Source organism: Aestuariibaculum scopimerae, from assembly GCF_059428085.1.
Window position 1 is genome coordinate 477,040 of the sequence record NZ_CM182089.1, and the last position, 18,879, is coordinate 495,918.

The window sequence follows — 18,879 nt, forward strand, 5'->3', positions numbered from 1 at the left end:
AAAAGCTTCATAATAATTATTATGAAGCTTCCTTATTTATTTTCTATACTAAAATTTATCGTTTCTCGATAGGCACAAAAGATCTTTGTGTTGCTCCTATGTATACTTGTCTTGGTCTTCCAATAGGTTCTTTACGCAAACGCATTTCACGCCATTGCGCTATCCAACCCGGTAAGCGGCCCAAAGCAAACATAACCGTAAACATATCGGTTGGTATGCCCATACCTCTGTAAATGATACCTGAGTAAAAATCTACGTTCGGGTAAAGTTTTCTATCTACAAAATAGGAGTCTTCCAAAGCCTCTTTTTCAAGTCCTTTGGCGATGTCTAAAATATGATCTTCAATTCCTAAATCGCCCAATACCTCATCGGCTGCTTTTTTAATGATTCTAGCACGTGGGTCGAAGTTTTTATAAACACGGTGCCCAAAGCCCATTAAACGGAACGGATCGTTCTTGTCCTTAGCTTTGGCCATATACTTTTTGGTATCGCCCCCATCGGCCTTAATGGCTTCAAGCATTTCCAATACAGCTTGGTTGGCTCCTCCATGCAGTGGGCCCCAAAGCGCTGAAATACCTGCCGATATAGAAGCAAACAATCCGGCATGTGAAGACCCCACAATTCTTACCGTAGAGGTAGAACAGTTTTGCTCATGGTCGGCATGTAATATTAAAAGCTTATCTAGGGCATCTACTAAAATTCTGTTTTGGGTGTACTCGCCATTGGGCTTTCTAAACATCATTTTTAAGATGTTCTCTACATAGCCCAGGGAGTCATCGCCATAATCTAATGGCAAGCCTAGTTTTTTACGATAGGTCCAAGCAACCAATACAGGAAATTTTCCTAGAATTTTAACAACAGACTTATACATATCCTCCTCAGAGTCTACATTGACTGATGACGGGTTGAAAGCCGTTAACGCACTGGTTAACGAAGCAATCACGCCCATAGGGTGTGCTGCTTTTGGAAATGCATCCAATATTTTCTTAACATCCTCATCTACTACGGCCTGCGCCTTAATGTCTTGATGAAATTTGTCATTTTGTTCTTTAGTTGGCAATTCCCCAAAAATTAAAAGGTAAGCTACTTCCAAAAAGTCGGCCTTCTCTGCCAATTCTTCAATAGAATAGCCTCGGTATCTTAATATCCCTTTCTCACCATCTAAAAATGTAATGCCACTTTCGCAAGACCCCGTATTTTTATAGCCCGGGTCTATAGTAATAACACCCTTTGTAGTACCTCTAAGTTTTGTTATATCTATGGCGACTTCATTTTCGGTTCCAGTAATTATTGGAAAATCGAACGCCTCTCCGTTAATTTTTAAGGTTGCTGTATCAGACATATATTTTCAATGTAAGGTTTATTTAGTTTCAAAGAGCCGCAATTTACGAAATATATAAGGATTTTTAAAGCTCTTCCCCCATATTTAAATGATAGTTACAAGATAAAAGGTTTAAAATAAAATAATTCGAAATTAGCAACCAAAAATTAAGAATCTAGCAATAGGGCCCTTATTTTTTCCTTCGCATAAAAACCAATAACATATGCAACTTGTCCTTTAAATGCGCACGTATCTTTTTAAGGGCTTTCCCCACTTGGTTTTCAACCGTCTTTTCGGTAATATCAAACTCTTTGGCTATTTCCTTATAGCTAAAGCCCCGTTCTTTGTGCATGGTAAAAATAGCGCGGCAGCGCGGTGGCAGTTTAGTAATGGCGTTTTTAATGTGTTTAAGCTTGCGTTGTAACTGTTCCTCGTCGTCATCAAGCAGCTCCTGTATAAAGTCTTTGCGCAGGGTTTCTAAATCTTCGTCCACAATTTTGTTCTTCCTGCAAAAATCGATGTATAAATGGTAGGCCGATCGGTATAAAAACGTATTTAGCCCCATACCGGCCTTTAAGGTATCCCGCTTGGTCCACAGCCTAATTAAAGTTTCCTGGGCTATATCCTCGGCCAGGGCCCGGTCCCTACTAAAATTAAATATGTATATAGCCAGCTTTTCGTAATAATGCAGGTAAATGGTATTGTAAGCATGCGTATCGCCAGCTACAAACTTATTAAATATAGAAACCTTGGTATCGTTATTATACTGCATATTGGGTTTTTAGATGACTCGATTGCTCGATGACTCGATTGTTAGATTTTTCGATTATTAGATTCTTGGGTCGCAGGCTCCCCTGCCTACCGGCAGGCAGGCTCTTAATGACACTCTCCATAATTCTAAATCCATAATCCTAAATTCTGAATCCATAATCCTGAATTCTAAATCCTGAATTCTAAATCCTGAATTCTGAATTAATAGATTGCTCCAAGAAAATAACCGCCGTAAATATAAAGATAACTATAAATTAAAAAAAAATTAAGATTTGCGTGGGGGGTAAGCCAAACTATTTCGTCTTAATAGAGAAGTTTTTAAAGAAAAAGACCCAAACGTGAAAGCAAAAGTCCATAAATTAATACAAAAGTTCCATGCCAATACCCTTTCTAATAAAGAGGTAGCAGCCTTTAAGGCTTGGTTGGAAAAACCAGAAAACAAGGCCCTCCTAAAAGATGAAGTGCAATTAGAATACGCCCTTAATGCTTACTTTATGCGCTTTAATGGGCAGCAAGCCTTGGCAAAATCGCAAAAACAATTGGCACCAGCCCATAAACCCAAAACCATTGCACTACCGCGCCTTTTAAAATATGCTGCGGTGCTGGTGGTATGCCTGGGCTTGGGCTATGTGCTATACAACCAATTAAACCCTTACAGTACCAAGGAAACACTTATTATCCCCGAAACCCATATTACATTAACCTTGGGCAAGGACAACGTAAAGACCATAAACACCAATGCCACCACCCCCATAACCGATATAAACGGGCGTGTAGTAGGCACCCAACAACAAGATACGCTTAACTACCTCTTGGCCCATCCCAACACAACCCAAGGCCCCGTACAGTACCATACCCTTAACGTACCCTATGGCAAAACCTTTAAACTGGTATTGGCCGATAACAGTTTTGTGTACCTAAATGCGGGGTCCCGTTTGCGCTACCCCAATGCCTTTGTAGGCAGCACACGGCAGGTAGAACTGCAAGGCGAAGCCTATTTTAAAGTTACCAAAAACCCCCAGCAGCCCTTTATAGTAAAAACCAACGATATGGATGTAGAGGTGCTGGGTACCAGCTTTAACATTTCGGCCTACCCCGAAGATGCCGAAGTGGCCACCGTGCTTATAGAAGGCTCGGTAAATGTTAAAACCGCCCAGGGCAACCAAAAACTGGCGCCCAACCATATGGCTCTGTTACAAAAAAACGAAGGCAAACTTAACATTTCTAAAACCAATGTAAACAACCATATTGCGTGGATAGATGGCGTGCTGTTGTTCCACAGCAAATCCTTTAAAGATATATTACCCGTACTAGAGCGCCGCTATAATGTAGAGATTGTTAACCACTACCCTGCCCTAAACAATGGCAGGTACCAGGGGCGCTTTGATGAAGAACCTATAGAAGAGGTTATGGAAACCTTTACCGAAAGTAGGCTGTTCTCTTATACCATTAAGGATAATAAGATTGTAATTGAAAAACCGGATTGACAATTATGAATTATGAATTCAGGATTCAGGATTATGGATAATGTCATTCAGAGACATAATTTTTGGTACCCAAACAGACAAAATGAGATGACGAACAACTGTAATCATAGTGTCAGTTCGAGCGCAGTCGAGAACCTTAAAACAGTTAAAAATGAACACGTTGCAAAATACGTCATCGGTAGCGTAGCGAAGAATCTAAAAACCACCAATATATGAAACGACATCCAACTTAAAAAAGTTTAGAGTTATGAGTTGTTTACCCGCTAGACGAAACCTAAAAAGCCAGACAAATCAGGCTCCCCTATTGTGGCGGTTTGTACGCCATAAGAGGGGGGACCGAGCGTGAGTAAACAGTCCAGTGGACTGTTTCAGCGAAGGTGCCTGGAGGCGCGCTGGCATTGCGAAGCAAAATCCGGGGAGTTTATAAACAGCAAGAGTAAGCACGTCTTAGTATCCCCTCCTGTCACGCCACAGGCGTGATCTTTCGAAGAGGGACTAGGGGTGTGTTAAACTAATAACTAACTAATAAACCAAAAACTAAATGTATATGATGAAAATTAAGACTTAAAAGGATGAGATTCCTGCTTTCGCAGGAATAAAAACCGACAGGTGGTTGCAACACCCATCGGCTCATTTTCTCAGTGATTGTAAAAACGTAAAACCACTAAAACACAAATTTATGAAAATTAACTTTATGAACCGGTGTACTCCCAGGGTGCATCTAAAATTTGATCTTAAAATGAAGCTTACGCTTTTATTTCTAGTCACCGCTATTGTTACCTTACAGGCCAACAATTCGTATTCCCAAAAAACGAAGGTTAGCCTAGATGTGCATAATGTTACGCTGGGCAGCGTATTAAACAGCCTAGAGGCCCAATCTAAATTTAAGTTTTTCTATAATATAGACGATGTAGACGTTACCCAAAAAGTAAGCCTAAGCGTAGAAAAACAAGCCCTGGATACTGTACTAACCAACCTGTTAAAACCTACCAACCTTACCTTTAGCGTAAACGGTAAGCAAATTATCCTTAAAAAACGTACTGTCACATCGAGCGCAGTCGAGATGCTTAAACAGCAAACAAATATAACAGGCAAAGTCACCGATGAAAGCGGTCTTGGTATCCCCGGCGCCACGGTACTTATTAAAGGTACCTCACGTGGTACGGCAACCGATTTGGATGGCAATTATAGCATTATGGTATCTGGCCCGGAAAATGTCTTGGTATTCTCGGCGCTTGGGTTTAGTACACAGGAAATAACCGTAGATAGCCAACGTGTTATTAATGTATCACTTAAAGAAGATATTAGCGAGTTGGATGCGGTAACTATCAACGCAGGTTACTACAAAACATCAAAACGCCTAAAAACAAGTAATATCTCAAGAGTAGAAGCTGACGATATAGAAAAGCAACCCGTATCAGACCCTATTGCTACATTACAAGGTAGAATGCCCGGTGTGGAGATTACGCAAAACACTGGAGCTCCGGGAGGAAACTTTACGGTAAGGATTAGAGGATTAAACAGTATTGCCAATGGTAACGACCCCTTATATATAGTAGATGGTGTACCTATTTCTTCAGATACACCATCAGATGGAGCAACAAGTGCTCTAATTTATTCTTCTTTTGGAGAGAGTCCTTTTAATGGTATCAATCCTGCTGATATAGAAAGTATTGAAGTTTTGAAAGATGCAGATGGCCTCGCCATATATGGGTCAAGAGGGGCTAATGGAGTAGTATTAATCACTACCAAAAAAGGAACTACAGGTGGTACCAAGGTAGATGTTAATTATTATTACAGTATGGGCTCTGTATCTAATAAAGTTGATTTCTTGAATACTGCACAATATCTTGAAATGAGAAATGAAGCGTTTGCAAATGATGAGCGTACAATTACTGAAGGCAATGCACCCGATTTAACAATTTGGGATCAAAACGCATATACCGATTGGCAAGATGTTTTGATTGGTGGTATTGCCGAAACCCAAAATGTTAATATGAATATATCTGGTGGATCAGAAAGTACTCAATATAGATTAGGTGCGGGTTTTAGGGATGAAGGTACCGTATTTCCTGGAGATTATAGCAACAAACGTGTCACATTGAATGCTAATCTAAGCAATAGGTCTTTAAATGAGAAATTTACTTCCACATTTTCAATAAATTATGCTCGCAACAATAATAATTTGGCTATAGAAGACTTAACTAGATATATCTATACAGCCCCCAATGCGCCAGATTTATTATTAGAGGATGGCTCATTAAATTGGGATGGTTGGTCAGCAAGCAATCAAAATCCATTAGCATATACTAAAAGGCCATTTGAAAGTATTACCAATAATCTTATTCTGAATACCGTTTTAAATTACGAAATTATACCAAAGGTGAGTCTATCTTCAAGTTTTGGATATACAAACAGAGATTATGAATCCACTAGTTTAAACCCAATAAGTTCGCAATTTCCAAATAGTGAAAATATAAATAGGTCAATTTTTTCTAATAGCAAATTTGAAAATTGGATTGTAGAACCTCAAATTAATTGGACACCAAGTTTAGGTAATAGTCAGTTTGATTTTTTGTTGGGAGCAACCTTCATGAGTCAAAACAGTGAATATTTATCACAATTTGCCAATGGATTTACGAGTGAAAATTTAATGAAAAATATTGCTGCAGCATCAGATATAGTTTCGACATCTAAAAGTATTAATGAATATAAATATAATGCTGTTTATGGTCGTATTAATTACAATTATATGTCTAAATATCTAATTAACCTTACAGGACGTAGAGATGGCTCTTCACGGTTTGGTCCAGGTAAACAATTTGCAAATTTTTGGGCAGTTGGTTTAGGTTGGGTATTTTCTGAAGAAGATTTTGTTAAAAATGGGCTCAACTTTCTCTCTTTCGGTAAATTGCGGGCAAGCTATGGGACTACAGGAAATGATCAAATAGGGGATTATCAATTTTTAGATTCTTACAGCATTGGACAAGAATACCAAGGGGTTGTTGATTTATCACCTTCACGACTGTTTAATCCAAACTTTGCATGGGAAGAAAATAAAAAGTTAGAATTTGGATTGGAGTTAGGAGCTATAAACGATAGAATTTTTCTTGAATTAAGTTACTATCGCAATCGTTCAGATAATCAACTAATTGGTAGACCTCTGGCACCAACAACCGGATTTACTAGTATACAAGCCAATTTCCCTGCTACTGTTGAAAATAAAGGCTTTGAAGTTTTACTGAACACTCAAAACATTGTATCAAAAGACTTTAATTGGTCCACAGGTTTCAATTTAACAATTCCCAAAAATAAATTAGTAGAGTTTCCTAATATCGAAGAATTTCCAGAATATGATTCAAGTTATGTAGTAGGCGAACCATTGTCTATTAGAATGACATATAACTACTTAGGAGTTGACCCTAATATAGGATTATATACAGTAGAAGATGTAAATGGAGATGGCAGTTATTCAAGGTTAGATGATAGGATATTTCCTAAATTTATTGGTCGCAACTATTATTGGGGGATACAAAATAGTTTAAGTTATAAGGGGCTACAGTTAGATTTTTTAATCCAATATATAAACCAGGATGGTGAAAAGTCAACACAGGCATTACCTGCTCCAGGTTTTATGCGTAATCAAATAACTGATGTATTGGATCGTTGGCAGCAACCAGGGGACTTATCCGTATATCAACGGTATTCAACGAACAGCCAGGGATCTAATCCATATACAATATATACACAGAGTAACCAATATATTCAAGATGCATCATTTTTAAGACTAAAAAATGTGTCTTTGTCCTATACATTACCAAAAAATATAACGGATAAATTATTAATTGGTTCACTTAAATTTTATTTACAAGCGCAAAACTTGTTTACCATTACAGATTATAAATGGCTTGATCCCGAAAACCCAGGAAGTTTAGTTTTACCACCATTAAGAATCATTACTACTGGAATTAATGTAACTTTTTAAAAAAATGAATATGAAAACAATAATAAAAATTAAATATCTATTTATTCTATTACTATTTCTTTTTATGGGATGTGAAGATTTCATTGAATTGGACCCTCCAGCTACAGAACTAGTAAGAGAGTCAGTGTTTAATTCTGAAGAAACAGTAAACGCTGCTGTGGCAAATTTATATAATGGAATGAAAAATGATTTTGCAAGTGGAACACTTTCTAGTATTATAGGTCTCACAGCTATGTCTTCCGACGAGTTTGTTTATTACGATGAGGATAACAGCAGTGCAGATAGATATAAAGAATTTTATGAAAATTCTTTAACTCCTAATAATTTCTTTATCAATTCTCTTTGGAGTGGTATATATAGGGTAATATATAAAGCCAATTCCATTATAGAAGGACTTGAAAGTTCTAACATTTCTGTGGATAAAAGGAATCAGTTTCTTGGAGAGGCATTATTTGCACGTGCATTTTGCCATTTCTATCTTACTAACTTATGGGGCGATGTTCCTTTAATAATATCTACAGATTATGAAACAAACAACACTAAAACGAGAACTCCAATTTTGGAAGTGTACAATCAGATAATACTCGACCTTTCAAATGCCAAAGAACTTCTTTCGGTAGATTATTCCTATTCAGAAAATTTAAGAACAAGGGTAAATAAAGGAGCAGCTACTGCTTTGTTAGCACGAGCTTATTTATATACTGGAGAGTGGGTTAATGCAGAAATAGAAGCTTCAAATGTTATTAATGATCCCCAATATTATTTAGAATCGGACCTCAATAATGTTTTTAAAATTACGAGTAACGAAGCGATATTTCAATTTTGGCATTATCAAAGACCTAATGAAGTTTCTACATTTCTAGTTCATTCTTTTTATGGTGGACCTTATTACGGTGCTCTTTCAACTAGTTTTGCTAATAGCTTTGACAGTTCAGATTTACGTTATAGCAACTGGATGAATGCTGTTGAAGTTTCAGGTATTACATATTACGGTGCGACTAAGTATTACTATCTTTCAAGTAATCCTCTACATCAATATTCCACTGTTCTTCGGTTGGCAGAACAATATTTGATTCGTGCTGAAGCTCGGGCAAAACAAAGTGATCTTGATGGAGCAATAAATGACATTAATATGATAAGAGCTAGGGCAGGAATATCTGAAACTTCAGTTGCTACACAAGGAGAAATATTGGAATTAATTATGCAAGAAAGATATAAAGAATTATTCATAGAATGGGGTCACAGGTGGTTTGATTTAAAACGTACTCAAATGGCAACAGAGGTATTAAACTCAATTCCTGAAAAAGATTGGCAAGATACAGATGTTCTATACCCCATTCCGGAATCACAAATTATTAGTAATCCTAGCATAGTTCAAAATGAAGGATACTAATTTGTATAAATAAAAATACCTCAAACTTATTGCCACAGAGGCATGTAGAGTATAAGGCTATTCAAGAAATATCCAAAATTTACTCTGTCTGTATAAAACAACAAAAGCAATAACCATAACATTTAAAAAATCATAACAATGATAATTAAGAAATATTTAGTTATTACAATAATTCTTATGCTTTTCAAAATAAATTTTAGTTTTTGTCAATCTGATAAAGACTTACCAATTATAGGAAAAATAGTGCCAGACTTAAAAATTTATAATATTCAGAACTTTAATGAAAATACAATAGAAATTAAAAATTTTAGAGGAAAATGGGTAATCATAGATTTTTGGTCTTTAGGTTGTAGTTCATGCTATAATCATTTAAAAGTGCTCGATACAATTCAAAAAAAGTTAAAAGATAAAATACAAATAATAACAATTGGGCGGACAAGTGATGATAAAATGAATTATAATATTGGAAAAGTATTTGAGAGGCTTAAAAAAACGAATGATTTTGAAATTCCTGTCACATATGATTCTAATTTATTTAATGATTGGAACATAAAGACAGTGCCTACAGATTTTATAATAAATCCATCTGGGGTTTTAGAACGAATTACATTTGGGTTCTCTTATAGTGATATAAAAAACATGATTGCTGGGGATGAAGTTAATTTTTATGTGAGTAATAAACAATATAAAGAAAACATAGTTGAACAGCCATCATTTTATAATGATATTGTTTATTCATCTACACTAACAAAATGGAATGGAGAACGCCCAAATGGTGGAGCTGAAATAGACAGATATTCACGTTGGCCTTTTGAATACAAACAGAAAGGCTGGAATGTCAGTAAAACAACTTTAGAGCGCTTATATCTGTATGGCTATTTTGGGAGAGTATTTTGTAGTACACAGGACACTGCATTGTATGGTAAGGTATCTTTTGAGCCAATTATTGAAGTCAAAAATAAAACACCTTTTAATTATGATTACAAATCATTATCAGGAGAAGGACTTTATAATTTCTTTTTAAAATTACCGCTTCATCTTGTAACAGAGGAATTCATGAAAGATGAGATCCAAAAAACACTTAAACTGAATTTTGGTTATGAAGCAGTTATTGAGACTCGTGATATGCCTGTCTGGACATTGGTAGCTAAATCTCATGCTTCCAACAAGCTCAAAAGCAAAGGAGGCAAATCAGAAAGCTTAATTTATAATCCAATAGCAGGAGTAAAAGTGCGAAACTATCCTATTGAAGATTTTATGTATAAAATATCATTCAATTTGCCTAATCCGGATAAACTATATTACATAGACAAAACAGGCTTTGATTTTGGCATAGACGCCGATATTGAAACTGACATGACAGACTTTGATAGTGTACAAAAAGCACTGGAAAAGTATGGGTTGAAATTGGTAAAAGATACTAAGGAGATGAAGGTATTGGTCATCCGAGACCCCCAACCAGAACCCTTAGAACAATAACGCCATTCAATCTTAAGCTTTAAAACATAAAATCAAGTAGCCCATGCCTTGCCGCAAATAGATTGTGGCAGGGTTTGAGGTTGCATATTAATTAACCAAAAACCAAAGCATCATGAAAACATAGAAAATTCCAGCCGCCGGAGCACCGGTACCGCCCTCTCAAATAACATTATAATAACCCTAACAATTAATAGCAAATGAAAACAATAGTAACAATAAAACCCATCTATTTTGAATACGATATTAAAGGAATACCTAAACGCGTACCAAACCCAGTTATTACCAACCCTTAACTTACGGGAAGCCACCAAACACCGCATGCAGTGTTACAACGTCTATGTTTGTAAAATCTGCGACAAGTTTTCAAATAAACCTTTTGAAACCGAGGCTGCAGAAATTCAATTCTACAAATACGATCTCCCTAAAGTAAAAGCCCCCAGAATTTTTATTCAGGAGTATTATGCCATAATGCACAAGCGGCCCGTGGGCTCAGTTACCAAACAACGGCAGTACCTTCAAAAACATTTAGACCGCATTCGCGGCCGGCTCATCTACTATCAGGATTTTAAAGATGCTTACGAGCGTAACGACCCTAACTTCGACATACAAAACTTTACCCAAGCCCATTACGAACCGTCCTTGGAAACGGATGCCTACCAATACCTGACTATTACCGGACTCGCCTCCAATGGCGATACCACGGTGGCCATGCTAATGGCTTATGAAGAATTGGTAACCCTGCTACAGGAAGAATTGGCGAAGCTGGATGCGCTGGAAACCGATACCCCCCAAACAGAACCCTTTACCAAACTCGATGCCGAAATGTCGCAGACAGAACTCACGGAATTCATTCTTTCGCTACACGGGGAAGGCATAGTAAAAGGCACGATGGAAAACACCAGACGTGTATTAGAAAAAGTATTCGGTATTAAGATTAAAAATTTCAATAGCAGCGTTAAAGATGCCCGAAATCGGAAAAAAGATAAAACACCCTTTACAAACAGGCTGGAAGCCGGGTATTACAAGGATAATGAGGCTTATTTTGCACGACGTATCTCTAAATAAAAATGTTAAAATTTAGCCCACGTGGGATGTAAGTAGGGATGCTGTGTTTTTAAGATTTTTCATATTTGTCAGGTCATTACAAATCAGAACAGATATTTATGATTGACAATACGATTGATTTTTGTTGATGGTTGGGTTTAACCCTCCGTCCCACGCTTAGGGCGTGGGCCACCTCCCTTTGAAAAAAGGGAGGAGCCATTAGACTGAACATTAAAGAACTAACAAAAAATGAAAAATGTTAAAAACAAACGAAATGGGGGTTGGCAAGTTATGAGTTCAAAGTTAAGAGTTCAGAGTTTGCTTACTCAGACGAAATTAATAAAAGAGAAGAGACATCAATCGGAAGTCACAGGCCATGAGGCAGGTAAACGGCCTACCGAGGGTATTGCTAGAAAATCAAGTGGGGCCAAGCGTAAAGAAAATGTCCGGTGGACATTTTTAGCGAAGGAGCCAGCCGGCGGGATGGAGAGGCTAAGAGATAAAAAGCTGTTTGAGCGAACAAGACCACTATCGGTCGACCCGAACACAGTGAAGAGAAAGACAAACTGATTAACCTCTAACCTGTGGGCGAAATCGAAGATTCATGAACACCATAATTTAAAAATAGAAACCGTGAATAATTCTTTTTATCTGTGGCTGGTGGTCGCGTAGCATTTTCAGCAATGGTCTCGTAAGCCTAGATTTTTTGTTACTTTTTTAGCGATGAATTGCGGAGCACATCATGAGTTCCTCTAAAAAAAATAGAATGGACGAATAGAAAAGTAAGGGTAAAGGAAAAATAATAATCTGGTAATCTAAAAACAGCCAACTTAAATGGGAAAAGAAAGAAGAGAACGCAACAGTAAGCAACAACTAACCAACTATACAACAAACAACTAAACATTTAGAATAAGAATAGAGAGATTAACGAATAACGATTTTTGATTAACGAACAAGAGAGACTTAACTTGAAAATCTCGTAAGAGTAAGCAACAACTAACCAACTATACAACAAACAACTAAACATTTAAACAGCAAAAAACAACTAAACATTTAAACAAAATTATGAAACACCCCAAACCTACAAAAAAACGTCCGTCGTACATGACTGCCCTTCGGCGTGCAGGTAACTTAACCCTATTAGCAGTCCTACTTATAGCACTATGGTACGGGCTCCTACTCCACGCCAACAACCAACGGCTGGAGACACACATGCAAAGCATTCGTACCGAAATACGTAAGGCCCAAAAGGGGTTAGACAGTGCCTGTGAGTACATTCGTGATATTGAGCGCAGTCTGGACGACTATTACACCCGCAAACTCACGGCAAACGGCAACGTTAAAACCCTGCTGCGCTGGTGGCGGCATTCGCTACGGGACATTAAAAGAGACTTGTATAACGCTTTGGATACGGATTATACCCGCTACCGGCTTTAATACAGGGCTATCCTTCTAAAAGTAACCTTATAATTCCATACACTATGACACGAAATAACACGTATGCCCCGCTGGGGCTCTGGACAAACACGTCTAAAACCCTACTAAGATTTCTGGGCTGGCTCCTGGCTGCTCTGGCCTTTGCCTTTAACGTGTACCAATGGTACGACGCCCGGGCATTGCAAGCGGAATTACGGGCGGCACAGGTACGTATGCAATCGGCGCGCGACGAGCTAAACGATGCCCACCGCACCATAGCGGAACTGGAAACATCCATACAGGTGTTTGAGACTAAAGACACCCGCATCCATACCAAAACCAAGGCCCTGCTTACCCAATGGGAGCAGCACTTGGCACGGCTAAAACAGCAATTAGAACAAACTCAAAAACCGAAATAACATGAAACCATTTTTACTTTTATGTGCGGTAGTATTAGTCAGCAGCACCGGCACCGCACAGACGGCTCCCACGCCCGAGCTCCCCGAGCAACTCACAGATACCGCCTACCTACGGCAAGCGCCCATAAAGAGCATGCTGCTTATGGTGGATTACAACCTTAACATGCTACACGCCCTCGCGCCTTTGGTAGCACAACGGCATGCAAATACCCAAGACCTCATCAACCTGTTTCGCGTAAGCAACTCACAGATTAAAACGAAACTGTTGTTGACGGATATTGTGTTGTCGCAAAAGGATATTGAACTATTAAATACCAAACAAAAATTACAGGTTCAACAAAAACGATATGCCTGGCGCACTGTGGGCGCGGGCGTTGGCGGCGTGGTGCTGGGAATACTTGTGGGCATGATTATCGTGCAATAGCACCATCGCCTAAAGCTTACAGCAACAAAAAAACACCTCATGGTACCCTCTATAAAATTTGTATAACATTAAAAATCAAAAACGCTTATGTTAGAATATGCATTATATAACAACGATTTAACGCCTGATGATCCGGATGACCAAACGGCCATTCCGGTGAATGTGGTAGTTAATAATCGGCAGGACTTGATTGATGCGGTTACCGGACCGGGATCCATCCTCAAGCCCACCGAAGTGAATGCCGTAGTAGATAATTACTGGGAGAAAATAACGGGTTTTATTGCCCGGGGTGAATATTATAGCGACGAGTACATCACCATTCGCCTGAGTATTAGCGGGGTGTTTGTAGACACGACGGATCTGTTTGATCCGGAGCGCCATAGCCTGAGTATGAAAATAAACCCGAAGGGGCTCTTGGCCGCGGCAGTTAAAGGCGTGCCCTTAAAAAAAGTGGCACCACAAAAACGCCTTCCCGAAATTGATACGGTGTACGATTGGGGAAGTCAGAGTAACGATGTGGCGCTTACCCCCGGGGATGTGCTGGAAATTACCGGCGAGCAATTGAAACTGCACCACAATGTTGTGGATGAAGAAGGGGTGTTTTTCGTCAACCAAACCGACGGCTCGGAAGTCCGCGAAATCGACCTCCGCACCAACGAGCCCAAAACGCTGACACTACGTGTTCCTGCCCTACCCGCAGGCACGTACCGTATTGAAGTCCGCAACTCGGCCTACCGGGTGAAATCCCTGAGAGTGGGGATTTTTGTTCCCATATTGACCGTGAGTTAATTACCTATACCATGATGTGTTTTGTAAAAGCCCACTTGATTTTTTTGAGTGGGCTTTTTAGTTGTTGCTGTAACTGGGTTTACATGGGGTATGTAAGCCTAGTTACATAGGGTGTGTACGCTTGGTTACATGGGGTGTGTACGCTTGGTTACATGGGGTGTGTAAGGTTGGATGGTTGGATTTTTAGGAGTGGCGGTGCTTTGGGGGCTTTGTTTTTTTTTGGGGGGGGGGATATTGATTTTATAGGTTTGTGTTTTGTTATTGTTTAAGGTTAGTGTGGTATCTGTGAATGCTTTTATTTCTACATAAAGGGTATCCCAAGGGTTCATTCGTTTTAGGTAAGTTCCTATTATTTCCTTTTGGTTTCCAATTAACTTTATGGAGTCTACTATCTTGTATTCATAAATACTATCTGCTGAGAATTGCATGTTTTTAAAAAATGCGACCCTTCCTTTCCGAAAACTAATGCCGCTTAATGAATCTTGTGTACTTATCCATTCGCCTTTTCTGAATTCTATAGGATTTACTATTTCTGTATAAGTTATTGGGGATTGTTTACAGGATATTAAGATTAGGGTTAGAAAAATGACGGTTATTATTGACTTAGTCATATTATATAAATTCCCAAGGAATTTCCTTTTTAAAAGTTTCAATACATTCTTCCATTAATTCAAGAGAAATATTCTTTTCAAAAATTGTGATTGTCCTAGTTCTTTCAGTATCATCTCTAAAAATTTCTACAACCAATTTATCATTTTGATAGACTTCAATTCCAATCCCGTCACGTTCATTTACGTCACTTACAATTATAATTCTATCTTTATTCTCTTTCATTTTCGTTCAGTCGGGATATTGTGCACAACGGTCTGGCTATGGGCAGTAGCGCAAAAAAAGCCATTCAGTTTTGTTTTCAGTCGTAAAGTTAGAAAATAAATCCCAAACTTCTGTTTACAGCCCAAACCCAAGCTATTGCCTATAGCTGTTGTTGAACTAAACCTAAAGGTAGCTTTCCAGTGAAATACACTCACTTTTGGCTACCTTTAAGTAATGTTAAATCTTATAATTTTAAAATTATGAAAAAAAAGCATTACTCTCATTGAAAAAGCGTGTAAATCTGTACCCGAGTTTACAGAATTATACCGCAAGTTAGAACGCTCTGTAACCCTTTCAGGCAAAAGCATCAGTACCTTTACCAATTATGCCCGTTGTCTGGCTCACATCACCTTGCATTTTAATTGTAGTCCTTTAGATTTAGATGAAGAACAGGTTTTAGACTACCTACATGTTTTAAAATCACAATCTAAAGCACCTTCAGGAAGCTTCTTTAAGCATACCGTTTATGGTCTAAGATACCTGTATCGTATCTATGAGCTAAAGGAGATGCGCGTCGTGCTTCCATCGATCAAGCGTCCCAACAAATTGCCGGTGGTATTAAGCCGTCAAGAGGTTAAGTTACTTCTTAAAACGCCAAAATTATTAAAACACCGTTTAGTTCTGGCTATGTTGTATGGCTGTGGCTTACGTTGTTTCGAACTTCGCAACCTTCAATTAAAGGATTTGGATTTCGATCGCAAGATGCTGCATATCCGTCAGGGAAAAGGCAATAAAGACCGTTACGTTCCTTTATCTGCTCTGCAAATTCGTGGTCTTAAAAGCTATATTTCAGCCGAACACCCTCGTATCTGGTGTTTTAACGGTAATCATGCTGAAGGTGCTTCTGTGCCGCTCTCCACCAGAGGCATACAGTGGATTATACGCGAAGCTCGTAAACATAGCGGGATTAAGAAACAGGTCACCACCCACAGTTTCAGGCATAGTTATGCCACTCATTTACTGGAAATGGGACTGGATATTATTAGCATTAAAGAACTGTTGGGGCATGCCGACATTCAAACCACATTGGTTTACCTTCATGTGGCACAATTAGGTAGACAAAAGCCCTTTAGTCCGTTAGATCGGCTATATAGTGAATAGTTATGCATTGTGCTACCTACGAAGTAGCTCAGGTGTTAGAACGCAATCAAAATCAACTATCAGCCTATAGCCATAGCAGTTGGCAGCTAAGAACCTTGCATGCCATACGAAAGTGTAGAACCTTAGCGCTGGGTGGGCATATAGACCGCTGCAATAACCCCAAATGCAACACTTTACACCTGAGTTATAACAGTTGCAGAAACCGTCATTGTCCCAAGTGCCAGGGACATCAAAAAGAACAGTGGATACGGGCTCGTGAAGCTGAACTGTTACCCGTGCCTTATTTTCATGTGGTGTTCACCTTACCACAAGAACTTAACCGCTTGTGCCTTTACATACCTAAAACACTTTATAACACACTCTTTAAAGTGGCCTGGCAGGTTATCTATGACTTTGGGTGTCACCCAAAGTTTTTAGGCGCTCGCGCAGGAATGATTGCTGTACTGCATACCTGGGGACAAAACCTATCGTTGCATCCGCATCTGCATTGTATTGTACCTGAAGGAGGAATAACATCTTATGGACGATGGAAATCTGTAAAACATAAAGGAAAATATCTCTTCCCGGTAAAAGCCATGAGTAAGGTGTTTAGAGCACGCTTTGTGGCGCAATTACGAAAATCATCAAATCTAGAAATCACATCAGATTTTTATAATGACCTATTTAAAAAGCCTTGGGTGGTGTATTGTAAACGTCCCTTTTTAGGCCCCGAGCAGGTGATAGAATATTTGGGGCGCTACACCCATAAAATAGCCATCAGTAACCATCGCATACTGGCTATCGGGAATGGTTCTGTAACCTTCTCGGTAAAAGATTATCGGCATGGCGGTAAACGTAAAACGATGTGCTTACCCGATGCCGAGTTCATCAGACGTTTTGCTTTACATGTTTTGCCTAAAGGTTTTGTTCGTATCAGGCATTATGGTATGCTCAGTTCTTACCATAAAAGGCTAAGCTTAGTTGAATTAAAGAAAACACTTGTTCCGGTAAAGCTAAAAGAAAAAGCTCCCTTATTACACAATATATGCCCTAAATGCCGACAAGGACGGTTAATAACCATTACAACATTTACAGCTCGAGGCCCGCCAAAACACTGGATAAAACAGTTACATAAGCCTCAATAAAAACAACGTTGCCAAGCACGTAACAGGCAGATATTGTCTAAATTTTAAATTATGAAAGAAATAAACCTCTGTAAAACCTAAATGTTTACCTTACTTATTAAGATAAAGACTGAAAACGATTGTTGAGTTGAACACCAAATAGAAATAGGCCTGAAACAACTCCTTAAACCCCTCTTAAAAAACAAACCAATCCCCATAGTAGGCTAACCGACCAACTACCGGTTCAGTCAACACGGCGTTCATGTTTGGCCGTACCGACCACACGAACACTTAGTTATTAGGTACAGTTATTATTGTTCTTCAATTTTTAAAATTTCTTCGTGTTCGCATTTTTGGCAAACTTGTTTTAATTTGTCTTTTTCAAATTCAATAAACTCCATTTGTAAACTTCCACATTCAGGACAAGCTAATTCTTGGTCGAAACCAATATACTTAAAAAATAAGTTCTCAAGTAAACTAATGATTGAAGAAGTAAGTAATAATGCAATTTTTGCATCTGGATATTTTTTATTTTGTGAATGAACGACCACTGAATTATAACTCCAAGCACTATTCACCAATTTTCGTGAATAATTTCGTAAATCCGAGTTTTGTTTTCCAGGAATATATAAGTCTATAAAAGTATTAGCAACACCTTTAAAGTCAGATTTTTTTAATCCTTTTTCCTTTATCAATTCAGGATTCCTTTCGCACAGTTCTTTTGATAAGTCAATTAAACTTTTGCGACACAGAAGTCCGATAGCTTGAAATTCTTCAGGTTCTAAATCAATCGAGAGTTTTTCAGAAGCCATATTTAACTTTCTGTTTATTGATTTTAAATGACCAATGTCTAATGGAATTTCGTCAATTATGTGTTTAAAATCATTTTGATATCTTTTAGATAATCGTTGAGTAATTCCCATATGAAAAGAATATGCTTCGTCTGCTGAAAAGTAGTGAGCTCGTTGAGTATATAAATTCATTGGTGCATTTTCTCCTTCGACAACCCAATAAGCTTCATCTTCGGTTTTTACGTTCCAAACGTTAACTACAACATCTAAATCGTTAAATGTCTCCTCGCATTTAATATTCACAATTTCTTTTATATCTTCATATGATTTAAAATACTCTCTAATTTGATTTTCAGTTTCTATTCGATATTCTGGTGTCATTCTTTAGTTGAATAGTTGGTTTTAATTGCACCTAACGTGTTTGAGTAAGGATTGTTGCGTGTGTAAGCAACTAACTTACTAAAAATGGAACGAACCAGAGAA

Annotated in this window: 16 protein-coding genes; 11 read left to right on the plus strand and 5 right to left on the minus strand. The window is 38.2% G+C overall.

Features of this window, described 5'->3' with window-relative positions:
- Positions 1–55: 55 nt before the first annotated feature.
- Both AC5SR4_RS02245 and AC5SR4_RS02250 read right to left on the minus strand, forming a co-directional pair.
- Positions 56–1,342 (minus strand): citrate synthase, encoded by a 1,287-nt coding sequence (locus AC5SR4_RS02245; RefSeq protein ID WP_495357912.1) that lies wholly within the window; start codon positions 1,340–1,342, stop codon positions 56–58.
- A gap of 169 nt (positions 1,343–1,511) precedes the next feature.
- Positions 1,512–2,093, minus strand: a complete 582-nt coding sequence (locus AC5SR4_RS02250; protein WP_495357913.1) for an RNA polymerase sigma factor — start codon at positions 2,091–2,093, stop codon at positions 1,512–1,514.
- Positions 2,094–2,430: 337 nt separating this feature from the next.
- Between AC5SR4_RS02250 and AC5SR4_RS02255 the strand changes: the two genes are divergently transcribed.
- From AC5SR4_RS02255 to AC5SR4_RS02295, 9 genes are all read left to right on the plus strand, one after another.
- Positions 2,431–3,579, plus strand: a complete 1,149-nt coding sequence (locus AC5SR4_RS02255) for a FecR family protein (RefSeq protein ID WP_495357914.1) — start codon at positions 2,431–2,433, stop codon at positions 3,577–3,579.
- Positions 3,580–4,258: 679 nt separating this feature from the next.
- Positions 4,259–7,564, plus strand: coding sequence for a SusC/RagA family TonB-linked outer membrane protein (locus AC5SR4_RS02260; RefSeq protein ID WP_495357915.1), 3,306 nt, complete (start codon positions 4,259–4,261; stop codon positions 7,562–7,564).
- A 10-nt stretch (positions 7,565–7,574) separates the two neighbouring features.
- Positions 7,575–8,957 (plus strand): RagB/SusD family nutrient uptake outer membrane protein, encoded by a 1,383-nt coding sequence (locus AC5SR4_RS02265; protein WP_495357916.1) that lies wholly within the window; start codon positions 7,575–7,577, stop codon positions 8,955–8,957.
- Between the two features lie 138 nt (positions 8,958–9,095).
- Entirely contained in the window at positions 9,096–10,436 is a 1,341-nt protein-coding gene (locus AC5SR4_RS02270) for a redoxin domain-containing protein (RefSeq protein ID WP_495357917.1), read from the plus strand.
- Between the two features lie 231 nt (positions 10,437–10,667).
- Positions 10,668–11,501, plus strand: a complete 834-nt coding sequence (locus tag AC5SR4_RS02275) for an RteC domain-containing protein (RefSeq protein ID WP_495357918.1) — start codon at positions 10,668–10,670, stop codon at positions 11,499–11,501.
- Positions 11,502–12,545: 1,044 nt separating this feature from the next.
- A complete protein-coding gene (locus tag AC5SR4_RS02280; RefSeq protein ID WP_495357919.1) occupies positions 12,546–12,917 on the plus strand; it encodes a hypothetical protein in 372 nt (123 codons plus the stop codon).
- A gap of 44 nt (positions 12,918–12,961) precedes the next feature.
- Positions 12,962–13,315: a hypothetical protein gene (locus AC5SR4_RS02285; protein WP_495357920.1), complete on the plus strand. Its 354-nt coding sequence runs from the start codon at positions 12,962–12,964 to the stop codon at positions 13,313–13,315.
- Between the two features lies 1 nt (position 13,316).
- The gene (locus tag AC5SR4_RS02290; protein ID WP_495357921.1) at positions 13,317–13,739 is read left to right on the plus strand and encodes a hypothetical protein; all 423 of its coding nucleotides are present in this window, start codon (positions 13,317–13,319) and stop codon (positions 13,737–13,739) included.
- A gap of 87 nt (positions 13,740–13,826) precedes the next feature.
- Complete coding sequence (locus tag AC5SR4_RS02295) at positions 13,827–14,528, plus strand: DNA-binding domain-containing protein (RefSeq protein WP_495357922.1); 702 nt, start codon at positions 13,827–13,829, stop codon at positions 14,526–14,528.
- A gap of 125 nt (positions 14,529–14,653) precedes the next feature.
- On the opposite strand, the gene AC5SR4_RS02300 is transcribed toward AC5SR4_RS02295, so the two are convergent.
- Positions 14,654–14,956 (minus strand): hypothetical protein, encoded by a 303-nt coding sequence (locus AC5SR4_RS02300; protein ID WP_495357923.1) that lies wholly within the window; start codon positions 14,954–14,956, stop codon positions 14,654–14,656.
- A gap of 184 nt (positions 14,957–15,140) precedes the next feature.
- Positions 15,141–15,362, minus strand: a complete 222-nt coding sequence (locus AC5SR4_RS02305; RefSeq protein WP_495357924.1) for a hypothetical protein — start codon at positions 15,360–15,362, stop codon at positions 15,141–15,143.
- 591 nt (positions 15,363–15,953) lie between these two features.
- On the opposite strand from AC5SR4_RS02305, the gene AC5SR4_RS02310 reads away from it, so the two are divergent.
- Together AC5SR4_RS02310 and AC5SR4_RS02315 are read left to right on the plus strand one after the other, a co-directional pair.
- Positions 15,954–16,502 (plus strand): tyrosine-type recombinase/integrase, encoded by a 549-nt coding sequence (locus AC5SR4_RS02310; protein WP_495357925.1) that lies wholly within the window; start codon positions 15,954–15,956, stop codon positions 16,500–16,502.
- A gap of 2 nt (positions 16,503–16,504) precedes the next feature.
- The gene (locus AC5SR4_RS02315; RefSeq protein ID WP_495357926.1) at positions 16,505–17,626 is read left to right on the plus strand and encodes an IS91 family transposase; all 1,122 of its coding nucleotides are present in this window, start codon (positions 16,505–16,507) and stop codon (positions 17,624–17,626) included.
- Between the two features lie 290 nt (positions 17,627–17,916).
- Here AC5SR4_RS02315 and AC5SR4_RS02320 read toward each other — a convergent pair whose 3' ends face one another.
- Positions 17,917–18,777 (minus strand): hypothetical protein, encoded by an 861-nt coding sequence (locus AC5SR4_RS02320; protein ID WP_495357927.1) that lies wholly within the window; start codon positions 18,775–18,777, stop codon positions 17,917–17,919.
- Between the last annotated feature and the right edge of the window lie 102 nt (positions 18,778–18,879).

What these genes read in the sequence shown, in the direction of transcription:
- AC5SR4_RS02250 (WP_495357913.1), bottom strand. Translation starts at nt 2,093, where the DNA reads ATGCAGTATAATAACGATACCAAGGTTTCTATATTTAATAAGTTTGTA.
- AC5SR4_RS02285 (WP_495357920.1), top strand. Translation starts at nt 12,962, where the DNA reads ATGACACGAAATAACACGTATGCCCCGCTGGGGCTCTGGACAAACACG.
- AC5SR4_RS02305 (WP_495357924.1), bottom strand. Translation starts at nt 15,362, where the DNA reads ATGAAAGAGAATAAAGATAGAATTATAATTGTAAGTGACGTAAATGAA.
- AC5SR4_RS02320 (WP_495357927.1), bottom strand. Translation starts at nt 18,777, where the DNA reads ATGACACCAGAATATCGAATAGAAACTGAAAATCAAATTAGAGAGTAT.
- AC5SR4_RS02295 (WP_495357922.1), top strand. Translation starts at nt 13,827, where the DNA reads ATGTTAGAATATGCATTATATAACAACGATTTAACGCCTGATGATCCG.
- AC5SR4_RS02260 (WP_495357915.1), top strand. Translation starts at nt 4,259, where the DNA reads ATGAAAATTAACTTTATGAACCGGTGTACTCCCAGGGTGCATCTAAAA.
- AC5SR4_RS02245 (WP_495357912.1), bottom strand. Translation starts at nt 1,342, where the DNA reads ATGTCTGATACAGCAACCTTAAAAATTAACGGAGAGGCGTTCGATTTT.
- AC5SR4_RS02315 (WP_495357926.1), top strand. Translation starts at nt 16,505, where the DNA reads ATGCATTGTGCTACCTACGAAGTAGCTCAGGTGTTAGAACGCAATCAA.
- AC5SR4_RS02300 (WP_495357923.1), bottom strand. Translation starts at nt 14,956, where the DNA reads ATGCAATTCTCAGCAGATAGTATTTATGAATACAAGATAGTAGACTCC.
- AC5SR4_RS02270 (WP_495357917.1), top strand. Translation starts at nt 9,096, where the DNA reads ATGATAATTAAGAAATATTTAGTTATTACAATAATTCTTATGCTTTTC.
- AC5SR4_RS02280 (WP_495357919.1), top strand. Translation starts at nt 12,546, where the DNA reads ATGAAACACCCCAAACCTACAAAAAAACGTCCGTCGTACATGACTGCC.
- AC5SR4_RS02265 (WP_495357916.1), top strand. Translation starts at nt 7,575, where the DNA reads ATGAAAACAATAATAAAAATTAAATATCTATTTATTCTATTACTATTT.
- AC5SR4_RS02290 (WP_495357921.1), top strand. Translation starts at nt 13,317, where the DNA reads ATGAAACCATTTTTACTTTTATGTGCGGTAGTATTAGTCAGCAGCACC.